This is a genomic window from Nodularia sp. UHCC 0506 (assembly GCF_034931045.1).
In the GTDB taxonomy this organism is placed as follows: domain Bacteria; phylum Cyanobacteriota; class Cyanobacteriia; order Cyanobacteriales; family Nostocaceae; genus Nodularia.
In genome coordinates this window covers 24,144-40,512 of record NZ_JAYGHH010000032.1, presented here as the reverse complement: position 1 = coordinate 40,512, position 16,369 = coordinate 24,144, and the positions used below count along the sequence as shown (strand labels likewise).

Here is a 16,369-nt window from a genome sequence, read left to right as displayed (position 1 = left end):
TTATTCTCCAGTAGTCAATAGTTTAAAAAAATCTAGTATGCAAAGTTTAAAATTTGTCGTTACACACGTAGAGCTAAAGATGCTTGACGGCACATCAAAGTGGGGTGATGGTACGTATTTATCTGGAAACTTAATAGAAGGAACACTGAAAACGGGTAGCAAAGTAGATGTTTACGACCAAAACCGGAAACCCATTAAAGTCATAATCACCACAATCTCTAATAATAACAAAGAAGTCGATTCACTAGATCAAAACTCGCCCCAAAATGAGCTTAAACTATTTGTGAAACTTTCTAGAGGAAATTATAAAATTCTAGAACAAGCCTTTTTAGTTGTAGCAGACGGACAAGATATAAGTGAACTAGACTTTGAGAATCTAAATCCTCAAAAGAATAATAACAATTTGCAATCTGTCAAATTTGGGGGTTTATTCAATTTCACCGAGCCACTTGTGGTTGTTGAAGGTTATAACAAAAAAACTTGGCAAGGCGTTTTTGCAGATTTTGATTCCCTGACTACAAACGAAAAAGGCAACCTTAATTGGCGCAATTTGACCGAAATAGGTATTGCACTTCAAGGTGGAGGAGTTAAAGGAGCTTTTGGTGTTGGCGCACTCCACTATCTAGCTATTGATGGTTTCATTGGTTCAGCTAAAAACTTGAAAATTGCTTCTGCTTCTACTGGTTCTCTCACAGCATTAATTCTACAAGAAAATCAAGGAATCAAGACTACACAAAAGGCTATAGATCAATACTTATCGTTACAACGTTTAGACGATATGGTGGAGATCAGAGCAGAAGCCAAAACTATTATCAATAGTGACAAAACCGGAGCGCTGAGAAAAGCAGGAATCAAACAAGGAACTATCAACTATATTGCTACTGAAGATCCAAACAGCTTTATTTCAGGGTTATTGCAGGGGGTGGAAAATTCTTATTTAGGCCAACTTAAACAATTAATGGGTATCAAACTGAGTCTTGCACTACTTAATCCCGTAGAAAAAAAGCTGAATGAATTAAGACCAGTCATAAATCCTCATGCACACTTACGAATGACTGTAGTTAGCTTAAATACTGGTACTATTTGCTATATATGTTACATAAATCAAAAACTATTGCTTTTATATCCTGATAACGGCAAAACGGATGGGGATGGTTTTAATTATGCGATCTACAAAGAGTATCCGATTACTAGTATCAAGAATAGTAATAATCATGGAGCCTTATTTGATACAAAGCAACCAGCAGCAATTTTAATTAAAGGAGCATTGACATCTGGTGCATTTCCGGCGTTTTTTGCCCCCCATGAAATTACATTTACCGTTGACGGAAAACAAACTAGTGAACTATTCTTTGATGGAGGAGTTAAAGAAAATCTCCCTATTGAGGTTTTGAGCAAGGATGTAAAAAATATTATCAGTATCCATTGCAATCCTATTGAAAGTAATGAGCGTAATTACCAATTTAAACAACTAAATAATAATAATTCACCTGTCTTACCAACATGGGCAGAAGTTGCAGGAATAGCCGCAGATTATACCTTAAATGAAGTTTCTAGAACAGATTTGACCTTTGGCAATGCGCTTAACGTTTCCAATTTTGGTAGTAGTAATGATTCCAGCAATATCATACATATAGCACCCCTAATTCCTACTTTGGGACTAACAGAAGTTGTTCCCTTTAATATAAAGGCGACTGTCTGGTACGGCTATATGCGTGCTTATGATGAGTTATTTATCTCAGAATATCGATTAGATTCATCAGAGGATGGCAGAAACTTAAAAAGTCAAATCCGTAATAATACAACAGAAATTTATTTATTATTTAAAGAGGCACTTTATCAAGCAGCAACATCATTAATTAGGGATTCTCTATATTTAGCTAGAAAAGAGAAAGAAAAAGGTTCATCTTTTATTAATTGGGGAGAATTACTCAATGAACATTTAATATTTGGAATGGCATTTTTACCACCTAGTTTAATGGGGTATCTTCAAGCCAAAAAAGCAATCATTGATACCATTAAACAAAGAGCATCCTTGTATGAAGATGCGTTGAGGGAAATTAATATTACTCAAAAAGATAAAAAAGAAAAACTGAAAAAGGCATTCATGTATGGTCAGAATGGCTTTATGAACAGGAAGATTTATCTTGATTGGTTTGGTGTATATGAAAAACTCGACGAGATGAGACTTGCTAGTAATAAGCGTGAACGACTCAGAGAAAGATTTTTTACTTTTTATAACGGCTCATTCAAAACTATGAGTATTGATAGGTTGCGTTACCGTAAAGGTCAAACAACTGAGACAAAGGTACGTAGAGATGGGGAAATTAGTCAATTAGGAACAGAAATTCGCTCTGCTTTAATGGGGTCAAGCTTGTTTGAAGGTGATGGAAACAGTTGGTATGCAGGTGATATGAGTTCCTATGCCACAGATAGGGAAAAAAATGTCGTTATCTATGCAGATAATCATTATTATGTGCCTATGGATACGGGTTATCTTTCTATTTAAGACATTCTTCTAACAACCTGCTGCTTTAGCGGTCAAGCGCAACTACAAGCAAATTCGGTGACATTTTACATTTCATTACATAAATTTGTTTTTTCTCACCAACTTACTTAAACCAATTTAACCAAGCATCCCAATTTTCTACTATTTGGGCAAATTCTGCGTAACCTGCGGCTCTAGGATGAGCGCCATCATAGTTTTGCCTAAATTATAGTAAGTAAGATCATGACCTTTTTTATTAGCATTCACACATATTCGACCTGTCCAACCCAGACACTCAGGATCACCTGTACCATTAACAAATGATTCACCCAAAAAACAAATTCTGATTTGCTTGGGATGCTCAAAGCTCATCAAAACTCTTCCTCTAGTAAGTTGGTGCTAATCTTTCCAGCTACGTTAAGAAATTTCAAGGTTGTGGCGTGGCCAGCTTAAAGTAGTGTATTTTGTTTCTCTTGTGGAACAGGTATCTTGCTTGTTGTGGGCTAGAGAGCTTATACCCCACAATATTTATGCTTATGCACAAAATTAGCTGTGTCACATCACTACTTTAATTAAAAAACAAGAGAGGCAGAAAAATCTACCTCTCCAATGGGGAAAAATTAATTCAACTTCCCCGACATTAATTCAAAATCCCAACTCTTAGTATCTGCTGGGCTTGTGAATAATGAAGCTAAGAACTTGACACTGCTTGATGTTGTCAAAACCAACAACACGGATATAGCAGTTGCTGTATTGAGAACGGCAAGATTGAACTTCGCTTAATACTTCTTGAGTAGATTTAGCGCCGAACAAAGGCAATTTCCACATTGTCCAGTACATTTCAGTTGGTTCAGAAGTTTCGTTGAACTCAATAGCTGGAATGTAACCTTGGGTCAAAATGTACTGAACTTGCTTGGCAATTTGAGCATCAGATAGAGGTGGCAGGTAAGAAAGGGTTTCGTAACGACGCTCTTTTGGTAAAGTTTGCATAGCTTTTGATAATGGGTTGTGATTGATATGAATTATTAGTAAACAGTTATTAGTTAAAAACTATGACTGTTCACTATTGGGATCTGAACTTGTCTGCTGTTCCGGGTGTGGACTGGGGAGAGATGTATCTATTCGTGTCATGCGTTCTAGATGCTGGCGACGTTGTTCCATGTTGGCTTGCTGAAAGCCAGTGCGAACCATTTCGGGAAGAAAATCGGCGACTTCCTCGGCGATGTGTTCTCTGACAGTCATAATCCGTAATGCCAAATCTGGCTTTTCCAGAAACAGTTGCTGAATATAAGCTTCTCCGTCCTGGATTTTGCCGGCGGAAAAGTTATGTAGCCAAAGTTCCAACGGTGGATTCGTTTCGCCTAGCTGTGCCAATACTGTTTTTAGCGCCTGATAAGTCAGGTAGCTTTGCAATGTTTTGGCTGTATCTTTGGCAATTTGCTTAAGATTCATGTTTGTCCCCAGCCCATAAAAAGTAAAAAGCTAAAGTAAAAAGTAAAAAGAAAGAATATTATTTTCTTTTACTCTTTAACTTTTTACTAGTTACTTGAGGATCAGACAGTATCCATGGCCTCGAACTCGAACTTGATTTCTTTCCACAGTTCGCAAGCAACAGCTAGTTCAGGACTCCACTTAGCAGCTTCGCGGATTACGTCGTTACCTTCACGAGCCAAGTTGCGGCCTTCGTTACGTGCTTGGATACAAGCTTCCAAGGCTACACGGTTAGCGGTTGCACCAGGTGCGTTACCCCAGGGGTGTCCAAGAGTACCACCACCAAATTGTAGTACGGAGTCGTCACCGAAGATTTCTACAAGTGCGGGCATATGCCATACGTGGATACCACCGGAAGCCACTGCCATTACACCACCCATAGAAGCCCAGTCTTGGGTAAAGTAGATACCGCGAGACAAGTCTCTTTCAACGTAGTTTTCACGCAATAGGTCAACGAAGCCCATTGTGATACCACGTTCGCCTTCCAACTTACCAACCACTGTACCGGTGTGGATGTGATCACCACCAGACATCCGCAAGGTTTTAGCCAATACGCGGAAGTGAATACCGTGGTTCTTTTGACGGTCGATAACGGCGTGCATAGCACGGTGAATGTGCAGTAATATACCGTTAGCACGACACCAGTGAGACAAGGTGGTGTTAGCTGTGAAACCTGCGGTCAGGTAGTCGTGCATGATGATGGGCATTTTGAGTTCTTTAGCGAACTCAGCCCGTTGCAACATTTGTTCACAGGTGGGGGCGGTAACGTTCAGGTAGTGACCTTTGATTTCGCCGGTTTCTGCTTGTGCTTTGTGGATTGCGTCTGCTACAAACAAGAAGCGATCGCGCCATCTTTGGAATGGTGCAGAGTTGATGTTTTCGTCGTCTTTGGTAAAGTCCAAACCACCGCGCAAGCACTCGTATACAGCACGTCCGTAGTTTTTAGCGGACAAACCTAATTTGGGCTTAATGGTACAACCCAACAAAGGACGACCATACTTGTTTAATTTGTCACGTTCTACTTGAATACCGTGAGGAGGTCCTTGGAAGGTCTTCAGGTATGCAACAGGAATCCGCAAGTCTTCCAAACGTAGCGCCCGCAGAGCTTTAAAACCAAATACGTTACCTACAATTGAGGTCAACATATTGGTGACGGAACCTTCCTCGAACAAGTCTAGAGGATAAGCAACGTAGCAGATGTATTGGTTATCTTCACCGGCAACGGGTTCGATATCGTAGCAACGACCTTTGTAGCGGTCTAGGTCGGTGAGCAAGTCTGTCCATACAGTTGTCCAAGTACCGGTGGAGGACTCAGCCGCCACAGCAGCACCTGCTTCTTCGGGAGGAACTCCAGGTTGGGGAGTCATCCGGAATGCTGCCAGAATATCTGTATCTTTAGGTGTGTAGTCTGGGGTGTAATAAGTTAGTCTGTAATCTTTAACACCGGCTTGATACCCTGATTTGCTCTGGGTCTGGGTTTGAGCGTAAGACATAAATTCCCTTCCAAGAAGTCACTCTTTAATTACTTAATCAAATCACGTTCTGTGCCACTTTCTCTCACTTCCACTTTTTACCCTCACTAATTTGGGGAAAAATTAGGAAAATTTTTTTGTTAGAGGTTTGCTTTTGCGGGTAGATTTTCTAGCAGCGAACATTTAGTTACATTTAGTAACAAATACTCTCCCCAAACTGGGGTGCGTGAACTGGCACTTGGTGCGTTTTCTTCATCCCGTGAATAAAAATTCTCTTTTATCTCTTTCTTTTGCCCCGCTAAATTTTTCTATTTCCAGCCAAAACTCCGTGCTTTGCGGAAAGTATTAAATTATTTCCCTATACATCGAGGTTTTTAAGGGATTGGGCTAGTTGATACCCATTCCCACTTCTATACTCCTGATATGTCGCCTAAGAGTAGTAAACAGACCAACAGAGAATTTGCTTGACAGAAACACAGCAGAGTGATAAGTGAAAGAAAAAGAAATTGCACGCCACGTGATTTGTAGCTTGTCTCACAATATATCAAGAAATTGATAAGTTATTCTTTGAAAATTTTTAACTTATATATTTAATTTTGTTATTAGATAAAGTTTTAAACTTTTTGTAACTTTTTATGTAGAAAAGTAAAGGATTGGGGATTGCCGACGTTTGTACGGGTGGGTTAAGTAAGATTGTCGTTAATGTTGAATGATATCTGTAAACCCGCCTTGCGTATTTGCTCCCCCCGCTTCCTGCCGCCTTCCCCTCTGCCTCTTTGGTGATTGGGAGGAAAGGAAATTTTCCAATGATTAATTTAAAAAATTTGTGACTAAAGTTTAAAACAAGCTGACTGGGGGAACACTGAAATAATGGTTGTGGGTACTGTCTTCAAAGGAAATGTCATCGTGGGATTACTTCGCAAGCGTCATAATTTATTGCTGATTTTTATATTTCTGGGGTTGATAACTTTACCTAGCATTGGTTTTGTGGCTATGACAAATGTGGCCAGGGCAGACAAAATTAATAGTAATGCGTCGTCACAAAAAACCCCTGATGTTGATTCATCTGAGTTAACCCCTTTTTACCCACCTACTCCACCACCACCAAGAGTAGACCCTTTACCTGATGAACGCTTAATCCAAGAGCGATCGCTGGAAACAGATTATCGTGTTAGTAACTTACTAGGAGATTTTACAGGTAATCTCTGGGTGGGTTCATGGCGAGGATTATCGCGCATTGACCCGAACACAGGCAGAATTTTATCGCGTGTGAGTTTACCCAATGTAGCAATTGGCGCATTAGCACAAGATAAAGTGGGTCGCTTATGGGTAGGAACTTATGAGGGATTGAAACGAGTAGACTCCCGCACGAACGAAATTACCGCCCAAAATTTATTTTTGCCTTCTAAACGGGTTTTATCGTTGTTGGTTGACAATCGGGGCTACTTATGGACTGGGACTGATAATGGTTTGGCATTAATTAGCCCCGACCAAGGCTTAATTATGACGACATTAAAAAATTTGCCTGGTGTCAGCGCTAACGCTATGACTTTAGATGCTGAAGGGCAATTGTGGGTGGGGACTTTGGATGGACTGGTACGGGTAAATACTGCCAGCGCTTTAATTATGAAGCGGATTAACCAGTTACCTGGTTCAAATGTGCAAACTTTAGCCATTAGTCCAGAAGGGTTAATTTGGGCGGGAATGCCAAATAATTTGCTAGTTATTGATCCCAAAACTAATGTAGTGTTGCGGTCTGTAACTCCACTGCGAGGTAGAAATGTTACAGCAGTGCGTTTTGCCCAAGATGGGAGTGTGTGGGTGGGTACTCACAATGGTTTGTTACGATTAAATCCACATACAGGCGCTGTATTAGACGAAGTTGCGGGACTTCCTTCTAGTCGAGTTCTTACCCTTGCACCCGATATCGGCAATAAATTATGGATTGGTACTCGTGAAGGTCTAGCTTGGTTAATGCCGACAAGGGGCAGTGCAAAACCTCATCTGGCTTTTAGTCGGGCGGTTGAATGAGGCAAAGGGGAAGAGGCAGGGGGGCAGGGTGCAGGGTGCAGGGGGGAATGAATTAGATTATGCTAATCCTTGTAGCTTTATTTCCACTCAGCACTCAGCACTCAGCACTCCAATAAATGGCAATTACTACTGGGCAATTAATTCAATGGAAACAACAGGGGCGGTCAATTGTGGCTTTGACTGCTTGGGATTATGCGATCGCTCAACTTCTAGACGCGGCTGGGGTAGACTTAATCTTAGTCGGTGACTCAATGGCGGCTGTTTTGGGATATAAAACTACGCTACCAATTACCCTAGAAGAAATGCTGCATCATGCTAAAGCTGTGCGTCGTGGTGTAGAAAAAGCTTTACTGGTGGTTGATTTACCATTTTTGACTTATCAAGAAAGTATCCCCCAAGCGATGCACTCGGCTGGGTTGGTGCTGAAGGAAACAGGCGCTCAAGCTGTTAAGTTAGAAGGTGGTTATCCAGCGATGGTGGAAACTATTGCGCGGTTGGTACAAGCCGGAATCCCGGTTATGGGTCATGTCGGATTAACACCTCAATCTATTCATCAACTGGGACTGCGACAACAGGGGAAAACTCAAGTAACAGCAGAAAGAATTTTTAACGAAGCGATCGCACTCGAACAAGCCGGTGTATTCTCTATAGTGTTAGAGCATATTCCCGCAGATTTGGCAATGCAGATTACACAAAAATTAAATATTCCTACCATTGGTATTGGTGCCGGAGTTCATTGTGATGGACAAGTGTTAGTTACCTCAGATGTCCTTGGTCTATCAGAAAAACAGCCACCCTTTGCCAAAGTTTATACAAATCTGCGTGAAACAATTACCAAAGCTGTGCAAGATTATGCCTCAGAAGTGCGCGATGGGCAAAGCCCCGCCTCCGGCGAACGCCAGTTTCCCTAACTGAATATACTGAAATATTAGGAGTAGTCTTATGGTTTTACAAATTCGCCCTATTCAAAAAACTCAAAAAGGATTAGATATTACGATGGGAGATACTGAGCGCCGATTTCATTTTACCTGATAACCCAGTGGAAAATATTCAGAAACTCGCTCTAGCATCGGCTCTGACAGATGCTTTAGGCTCTACACAACGCATACAACCCCAGATGCTGATAGGCTCTAATTTTGGGCTTGTAGCCACAGTAAACCAAAAAAATGTGGTCAAAGTACCTGACTGGTTTTATGTCCCGCAAGTGCAGCCTTTAGCCGCAAGTTTAATTCGTCGTAGTGACATACCGAATTTAGAAGGCGCGACTGTGGCTGTAGTCATGGAATTTTTGTCAGACACCGAGAATGGCGAATTATCTATTCGTTCCACCCCACCTTACGGTAAACTGTACTTTTACGAACATATTCTCAAGGTTCCCACTTACGTAACTTATGATCCTTACGAAGTAATTTTAGAAGTCCGATGTTTACAAAATGGACAGTATAGTTTAGTGTCAGCAGATACCAGTGGTCGTTACTGGATTCCTGAGTTAGAATTATTCCTCGGAATTTGGCAAGGTGAAAGATTATGCCAAACTATGAATTGGCTACGGTGGTGGGATAAAGAAGGCAATTTGCTGTTGTGGAGTAGCGAACAAGCTCAACAAGAACGCCAACGTGCAGAAAAGTTAGCAGCAAAGTTACGTGAACTAGGTGTTGACCCTGAAGAGATAGCTTAAAAATATAACTTATTTATATGCACATATTTGATATTTTAACTGGAAAAGACGAGCATCCAGCCTTATTAACACCAGACCAACTGACTCTGACATATCAGCAACTACGGACGATTGTAGCTGATTTAGTGGCACAGTTGCACAGTTTCGGCTTAGGTAAAGGCGATCGCATTGCCATTGCCATGACGAACGGTTCCCCAATGGCGTGTATATTTCTTGCCGCTAGTCTATGTGGAACTGCTGCTCCCCTGAATCCCAAATACAAACAAGAAGAATTTGCCTTTTACTACGAAGACCTCCAAGCCAAAGCCTTAATTACCTTACCTGGGACACCAGAGGCGGCTATAACTGCCATTAATCCCGATATGCTACTCATCCAGGCCATAACTAACCTTGATGGTACATTGAGTTTGAAATTAAGTCAGGAAGTCACTCAGCCACAAAGAGCATCTTCTACCCCTGACCGTCCCCAAGCTGATGACGTGGCAATTATTTTGCATACCAGTGGAACTACTAGCCGTCCCAAGCGGGTTCCCATTCGACACCGTAATCTCATCGCCTCAGCCCACAATATCATCAGTGTCTACAGCCTCACTGCTAACGACATTAATTTATGTCTCATGCCACTATTTCATATTCATGGATTAGTGGGGTGTCTTTTAGCAACTTTGGCATCAGGAGGGACATTTATTTGTCCCACAGGGTTTAATGCTTTAGAATTCTGGCAACTGGTTGAGCATTACAAACCAACTTGGTATTCTGCCGCACCCACCATACATCAAATGATCTTAGCGCGAGCCAGTCGCAACGAAGATATTGTTAAATCCCATAACATCCGCTTTATTCGTTCTAGCAGCGCACCGTTACCGCCAGTAATTATCGAACAAATGGAAGCCGTACTGAATGTAGCAGTGGTAGAGTCCTACAGCATGACAGAAGCTGCACATCTGATGACATCCAACCCCTTACCGCCCAAAATCCGCAAACCGGGAAGCGTCGGTTATGGACACGGTGTAGAAGTCGGCATTATGGATGAAGATGGTAACTTGCTTCCCCAAGGTCGCCTGGGTGAAGTAGTAGTAAAAGGAGCCAACGTCATCGACGGTTACGAAAATAACCCCCAAGCCAACGCCACCGCCTTTGTTAACGGCTGGTTTCGGACAGGTGATCAAGGTAAACTCGACCCAGACGGCTATCTTTACCTGACTGGTAGAATCAAAGAATTAATTAACAGAGGTGGGGAAAAAATTTCGCCTTTGGAAATAGATGATTTATTGCTGCGTCATCCGGCGGTAGCTGAAGCCTTAGCTTTTGCAGTTCCTCATAAAACCTTGGGTGAAGAAATTCATGCTGCTGTTGTCCTCAAAAGTAACACCAGTGAACAGGAACTAAAATCTTACTGTTCCCAATTCTTGGTAGAATTCAAAGTACCTAAACAAATTCACATTCTTGAAGCCTTACCCCGTGGTGCTACTGGGAAACTGCAAAGGTTGAATATGGCAAAATTTCTGAAATTAAAAACTTAAGAAGATTTTTGCCATTGGAAACAATCTGTGACAGCAGATTCCCGGTAGAGATTGGTTTCACTCAAAACTCAAAACTCAGCACTCAAAACTCAGCACTCAGCACTCAGCACCTTGCCATAACTGCAACCAGATCATTTTCCTAAATTACGCTTCATTTGTTCCAACTCATCTTGAGTTTCCCAACGACGAAACTTTTCTTCTAAATCGTCCAAGCCACTGGTGTAACTGCTAGTGGGATTCCACCAACCCTCTGTTTCTAAGCGTTGCTGAGTTTGAGCTTGAGTGCGGGCTGTTTGGGCTTCTGTGGCTTTGGCTTGCACTTCTTGTCGCCGCACTTGAATTTTACCCAAGAGTTCTTGAGATTGGGCTATACGTTCTTTTAAACCCTGCATTTGTCCCCAACGCTGGTTTCCTTCGCGTAATAGGGCAGCTTCTCTATCCTGTGCGGCGGCAGCTAAATCCTGTTTACCAGCATTTTTAGCTTTTTGAACTCGGATATGCCAACGCTGAATTTCTTGGGCAGTGGAAAGGATTTCGTCTTGCGATCGCTTTTCCTGTAATTTTAATTCTGCAATCAATTTTAAAGTATCTTCCTCTTGCTGCCGCAGCTGTTCTAATAGCGCTTCTAACTCCAAGTGTGGATTATTACGCAAGAATTCTTCTAAACGATTTTCGAGAAACCGACTTAAATCATCAAATAAGCCCACGAACAGAACTCCAGAAGTTGAGGTGTAATTATTGTATTCTAGTAATTATTGTCTTATGCCGAAGCTGTATTGTGGCAGTATCTGTCTGAAGGTAGTCCTAGCATATTTGCTGTATATCTCAAGATATTATTTAAGTTTCGCGCAGCGCATACCGCCAAGTTCGCCAAGACAAGAATCAAAGAATTTTTTATCGGGATAAATGTTTAGCTTGGCAAAATATGGTATTCCATATCACTTATCTCCATTAATTCAACCAGTCAATCAGTTAAAATAATTAATAACTCTAAACTTGCTCTTCCTGTAAGTATGACCATGCACAATTCCGTTGAATTTCAAGACGATTTTGATGTCATTGTCGTCGGTGCAGGTCACTCCGGTTGCGAAGCGGCTCTTGCTGCTGCCCGCCTTGGCTGTCGAACTCTGCTACTAACACTCAACTTAGATAAAATCGCTTGGCAACCCTGTAATCCCGCAGTGGGTGGCCCAGCTAAATCTCAGTTGACTCATGAAGTGGATGCACTAGGTGGAGAAATTGGCAAAGTAGCAGACCGGACTTACCTGCAAAAGCGCATCCTCAACTCTTCACGAGGGCCTGCTGTATGGGCATTACGCGCCCAAAGTGATAAGCGTGAATATGCCGCAGTCATGAAAACTATTGTAGAAAACCAAGAAAATCTGACCATTCGGGAAGCAATGGCTACAGACTTGGTGCTGGGTGCTAATGATGAAGTGATTGGTGTTGAGACTTACTTTGGTGTGGCTTTTGGGTGCAAAGCAGTCATTTTGACCACCGGCACATTTTTGGGTGGTAAAATTTGGGTGGGTAACAAATCGATGCCAGCTGGACGGGCTGGAGAATTTGCGGCTGAGGGTTTGACTCAAACTTTAAATCGCTTGGGCTTTGAAACTGGCAGACTTAAAACTGGTACGCCAGCGCGAGTCGATAAGCGGTCAGTTGACTACAGCAAAATGATTATCCAGCCAGGAGATGAAGAAGTACGCTGGTTTAGTTTTGACCCGGATGCTTGGGTAGAAAGGGAACAAATTCCTTGTTACATCACTCGCACCACGGCGGAAACCCATCGCCTAATTCGGGAAAATTTACATTTATCACCGGTTTATGGTGGTTGGGTGGAAGCAAAAGGGCCTCGCTATTGTCCCAGCATTGAAGATAAAATTGTCCGTTTTGCTGATAAAGAAAGCCACCAAATATTTATTGAACCAGAAGGTCGAGATATTCCCGAATTATATATCCAAGGATTTTCTACGGGGTTGCCGGAAACTTTGCAATTGCAGATGTTACGCAGTCTCCCTGGTTTAGAAAACTGTACGATGCTGCGTCCAGCCTATGCTGTGGAATATGACTATTTACCAGCAACTCAGTGTTATCCCACACTGATGACTAAGAAAATTTCTGGTTTATTCTGTGCTGGTCAAATTAACGGTACAACTGGCTATGAAGAAGCCGCATCTCAAGGAATTGTGGCCGGAATTAATGCGGCGCGATTGGTGCGTGGTGAAGAAATGATTGTTTTTCCCCGTGAACACAGTTATCTTGGCACGCTGGTTGATGATTTGTGTACTAAGGATTTACGGGAACCTTACCGAATGCTTACTAGCAGGTCTGAATATCGGTTACTGCTGCGTTCTGATAATGCTGACCAACGGCTAACACCTCTAGGAAGGGAAATTGGTTTGATTGATGACCGTCGATGGAATTTGTATACTGAAAAACAAGCACAAATTACTCAGGAAAAAGAAAGGCTATATTCTACCAGAATTAAAGAACATGATGAAATTGGCCAGGCGATCGCTTCTGTATCCCAACAAACAATTAAAGGTTCAATTACCCTAGCTGAATTACTGCGCCGTCCGGGATTTCATTACGTTGACCTCGACAGTTACGGGTTGGGAAATCCCACCCTCAAACAAGCAGAAAAAGAAGGGGCAGAAATTGATATTAAGTATTCTGGTTATCTCGCTAGACAACAAAATCAAATTGAACAAATTGCCCGTCAAGCGCACCGCCAGCTACCTGCGGACTTGGATTACACCACAATTGATACCCTTTCTAAAGAAGCACGGGAAAAACTCAGTCAGATAAAACCCCTGACTCTCGGCCAAGCAGCCCGCACTGGCGGAGTAAATCCGGCGGATATTAATGCTTTATTAATATATTTAGAATTGCGTAAAACCAAGACCCCATCAGAATTTCCGGCATTAGCTTGATTTAAAGTTGATGAAGGTTGGGTATAGTAGATGTGAAGTAAGTAGTACCATAGATGACATAAATTAAGTAATGGCATCATCAGCAATCTTCGGATGAAAGTTTAATTTAATACTACCAAGCAACCAATTCGTCTAACCTGGACGAAGGCTTGGAGGATTGGTGCAAAAATCTTGATTTCCAGGCAATAGGGGCGGCGTTGCCCCATCCTGGCAGCCACAACCCAAAATGCCTTATGTTACAAGCAGCCAGAACCCATCTCCTTATTCCAGAACCATCAGAGGACTTGATCACCAATGAGCCGTGGTCGATAGATTTCTATGCTGATGGCTTGATGGATGAACTATTTGCCGATATTGACGAAATTTTGGATGTGAGTGGGAATCTGCCTTCCCATACTTTAAGGCATGGCAGCCGTACACCACGTCCTATAGAAGACACTTCGGCACGCAATCACTTGAACAATTCGGGTGAATTTAGTACCCCAGTGACTTCAAAATATGAGCATCTGCAAACCATCAATGTGCCGCAGATTGTTTTACAAAACTCTCTCACCCGGACTGACAAAACAGTTTCTCAAGTGAGAAACGAGCAAGTTGGTACAGTTGTAGTTAATCAACCTGGGGCAATTAGTAAGCACCAAAAAACTCAGATGAATCTGAGAAAACTACTAATTGCCGGCACAACAATCGGCGTGGCGATCGCAGGCACAATATATATGGTGCAATCTGGATTGCTGAGTCTGATCACTTCCAGATTGACTGAACCAGATATTTATCTACCGCAGGCGCAGACACAGTTATCTCCTCAAGTAGATGCTCAGGCAGAATTGGTTGATTATATGCTGGGAGCATTGGCGATTATAGAGCAGCAAAAAGTAACCAGCGATCGCACATCCGATGTTTCCAGACTCAACAATCCGGGAGTTTCTGACGTAGCGGTGAACAACACACAACAACCCATTGCTAACCGTTCTACAGGTGTTGTTGAGCGCATTTACATTCCTGTTTATCAAGCGCCGTCACCAATGCGTTATGCACCACCTCCTACTCCCGGCGCGATCGCATCTCAAACTGATGCTGTAAATACACAAATGAAACCTGTGCAATCATCAGCCAAACCAGCCAACGCCAATATCACAGCTGCTATACGACCAGAAATCAACCCTGTCCCCATGCAGAACGCATCAATGCGTCCGTCAAATATACCTGGAGTGACTATACCCCAAAGACCATCAGTGCCAACAGATACCCAACAGCAAGCCTCTGCTGTAACCACTGCTACCCATACCTTGGCAGGATTACTAGAGTTAGGTGAAAAATCTGCTGCTTTATTTGAATTTGAAGGCGTAACTCGCCGGATACACATGGGAGAAACCATCGGTGCTACTGGCTGGACTCTCGTCGATGTGTCCAATGGCAAAGCGATCGTGCGTCGTAACGGTGAAGTCCGGTCAATATTTGCAGGGCAGAAGTTATAAAACGCGTACTGAGTGCTGAGTGCTGAGTGCTGAGTGCTGAGTAATGAGTGCTGAGTGCTGAGTGCTGAGTGCTGAGTGCTGAGTAATGAGTGCTGAGTGTTGAGTGCTGAGTGCTGAGTGCTGAGTGCTGAGTAATGAGTAATGAGTGCTGAGTGCTGAGTGCTGAGTAATGAGTAGAAACCCAATTGCTTCCAGGTTTTGAGCTATCAACACTATCTTCATCGCCTTGACAGTAACTAGAAATACATAACGCTGAATTACCCCACGGATAAATCCGGGGGGTTTTGTTCAGGATATCTACACTTGAGCAATTATAGTGCGGTGACGAGGACTATTGCTGGTGATAGTGGGAACTTGGAAACCAGCCTCCACTAAGGCTTGTTCAATGTCCAAAGCAAAATATTGATCTAAATAAGGTTCAGTACTTTTGAGTAGCGTCAAAATGTAGGGTGGCATCTTCTTGTAATTTTCTGATTGGGGATTCATATCCATAATTGCCAAATGACCACCTGGACGCAGCAGCCGCCGCATTTCGGCGAAAATCTTTCTGGTTGCTGATTGGGGCAATTCGTGGCACATTAAGAAAATAGAGACTAAATCAAAGGAAGCATTTGGTAGCTCAGTAGATTCAGCTGCGGCATGAAGCCACTTAATTTGAGCTTGACGCTGTTGGGCGCGGTAATAAGCAACAGCTAAAAAGTGGGGAGATAAATCTAAACCTGTGATTTGAGACTGGGGATAAACTTCTTGGAGGGCAAAAGTGCTTAAACCCACAGCGCACGCCAAATCTAAAATATCCTGGGGTGGATGGGAAATTTGCGCTTTTAAAATATCGTGGTAACTTTGGCGTAGTTTAGCATCTCCTTTTGCTCCCGCATCCGGCCAAATTCCGGCATGGACGGTATTCGCAGCCACTTCTAACTCAAAAGCAGCTTGCCAACTGAGATCCCCACCTTCGTAGGCATGGAATGGTCGCAAGTAGTATTCTGGATAAGAAACTTGAGGATTTTGTACTTGAGCTAATTCTTGCGTCCAATCACGCGCCTCTAATGTTTTTACTTCTTCTGTCCAAGGAACGCCAATTCTTTGGGCGCGTTTAATCATCATTTGTCTAGCTTGATGCTTGGCTAGATTGGCTAAAGGTTTGATAGCCAGGATACTATTGACTAAACGGGAGGCTAAACCAGGAGTAGTTGTTGTCGCAGCAGTCATAAATTTTGAGTTTGTTGGCGTTTAACAGCATTTATTACAATTATTGCAGCCTAGTCTATC

General features: G+C 42.5%; 13 protein-coding genes and 1 pseudogene. 7 read left to right on the top strand and 7 right to left on the bottom strand.

Annotated elements, in window-relative coordinates; all coding sequences use genetic code 11:
* Positions 1 to 2,509: patatin-like phospholipase family protein (locus VB654_RS16910; protein ID WP_323214979.1), on the top strand; the 2,509-nt coding region annotated here is incomplete at its 5' end.
* 198 nt (positions 2,510 to 2,707) lie between these two features.
* Here the strand turns inward: VB654_RS16910 and VB654_RS25260 are convergent.
* The 4 genes and pseudogenes from VB654_RS25260 to VB654_RS16890 form a co-directional block, all read right to left on the bottom strand.
* Positions 2,708 to 2,860, bottom strand: a pseudogene (locus VB654_RS25260) (lipase); the annotation flags it as partial.
* Positions 2,861 to 3,148: 288 nt separating this feature from the next.
* Positions 3,149 to 3,478, bottom strand: coding sequence for a ribulose bisphosphate carboxylase small subunit (locus VB654_RS16900; RefSeq protein WP_323214978.1), 330 nt, complete (start codon positions 3,476 to 3,478; stop codon positions 3,149 to 3,151).
* Between the two features lie 60 nt (positions 3,479 to 3,538).
* Positions 3,539 to 3,940 carry a RuBisCO chaperone RbcX gene (gene rcbX, locus VB654_RS16895; RefSeq protein ID WP_323214977.1) on the bottom strand — a complete coding sequence of 134 codons (402 nt, stop codon included), beginning with the start codon at positions 3,938 to 3,940 and terminating at the stop codon, positions 3,539 to 3,541.
* 101 nt (positions 3,941 to 4,041) lie between these two features.
* A complete protein-coding gene (locus VB654_RS16890; protein WP_323214976.1) occupies positions 4,042 to 5,472 on the bottom strand; it encodes a form I ribulose bisphosphate carboxylase large subunit in 1,431 nt (476 codons plus the stop codon).
* A gap of 849 nt (positions 5,473 to 6,321) precedes the next feature.
* On the opposite strand from VB654_RS16890, the gene VB654_RS16885 reads away from it, so the two are divergent.
* The 4 genes from VB654_RS16885 to VB654_RS16870 all read left to right on the top strand — a co-directional run bounded on the left by VB654_RS16885 (position 6,322) and on the right by VB654_RS16870 (position 10,683).
* Positions 6,322 to 7,482 carry a ligand-binding sensor domain-containing protein gene (locus VB654_RS16885; protein ID WP_323214975.1) on the top strand — a complete coding sequence of 387 codons (1,161 nt, stop codon included), beginning with the start codon at positions 6,322 to 6,324 and terminating at the stop codon, positions 7,480 to 7,482.
* Positions 7,483 to 7,598: 116 nt separating this feature from the next.
* Entirely contained in the window at positions 7,599 to 8,393 is a 795-nt protein-coding gene (panB, locus tag VB654_RS16880; protein ID WP_323214974.1) for a 3-methyl-2-oxobutanoate hydroxymethyltransferase, read from the top strand.
* A gap of 128 nt (positions 8,394 to 8,521) precedes the next feature.
* On the top strand, positions 8,522 to 9,160 hold the full coding sequence (locus tag VB654_RS16875; protein WP_323214973.1) for a Uma2 family endonuclease: 639 nt from the start codon (positions 8,522 to 8,524) through the stop codon (positions 9,158 to 9,160).
* A 17-nt stretch (positions 9,161 to 9,177) separates the two neighbouring features.
* Positions 9,178 to 10,683: an acyl--CoA ligase gene (locus tag VB654_RS16870; RefSeq protein WP_323214972.1), complete on the top strand. Its 1,506-nt coding sequence runs from the start codon at positions 9,178 to 9,180 to the stop codon at positions 10,681 to 10,683.
* A 131-nt stretch (positions 10,684 to 10,814) separates the two neighbouring features.
* On the opposite strand, the gene VB654_RS16865 is transcribed toward VB654_RS16870, so the two are convergent.
* Complete coding sequence (locus VB654_RS16865) at positions 10,815 to 11,390, bottom strand: TIGR04376 family protein (protein WP_323214971.1); 576 nt, start codon at positions 11,388 to 11,390, stop codon at positions 10,815 to 10,817.
* Positions 11,391 to 11,696: 306 nt separating this feature from the next.
* Between VB654_RS16865 and mnmG the strand changes: the two genes are divergently transcribed.
* Both mnmG and VB654_RS16855 read left to right on the top strand, forming a co-directional pair.
* Entirely contained in the window at positions 11,697 to 13,619 is a 1,923-nt protein-coding gene (gene mnmG / locus VB654_RS16860; RefSeq protein ID WP_323214970.1) for a tRNA uridine-5-carboxymethylaminomethyl(34) synthesis enzyme MnmG, read from the top strand.
* Between the two features lie 233 nt (positions 13,620 to 13,852).
* Positions 13,853 to 15,097 (top strand): hypothetical protein, encoded by a 1,245-nt coding sequence (locus tag VB654_RS16855; RefSeq protein ID WP_323214969.1) that lies wholly within the window; start codon positions 13,853 to 13,855, stop codon positions 15,095 to 15,097.
* Here VB654_RS16855 and VB654_RS16850 read toward each other — a convergent pair.
* Together VB654_RS16850 and VB654_RS16845 are read right to left on the bottom strand one after the other, a co-directional pair.
* Positions 15,092 to 15,310, bottom strand: coding sequence for a hypothetical protein (locus VB654_RS16850; RefSeq protein WP_323214968.1), 219 nt, complete (start codon positions 15,308 to 15,310; stop codon positions 15,092 to 15,094). The two genes, VB654_RS16855 and VB654_RS16850, sit on opposite strands and share 6 nt — an antisense overlap.
* Positions 15,311 to 15,394: 84 nt before the next feature.
* On the bottom strand, positions 15,395 to 16,309 hold the full coding sequence (locus VB654_RS16845; protein WP_323214967.1) for a class I SAM-dependent methyltransferase: 915 nt from the start codon (positions 16,307 to 16,309) through the stop codon (positions 15,395 to 15,397).
* Positions 16,310 to 16,369 lie beyond the last annotated feature (60 nt).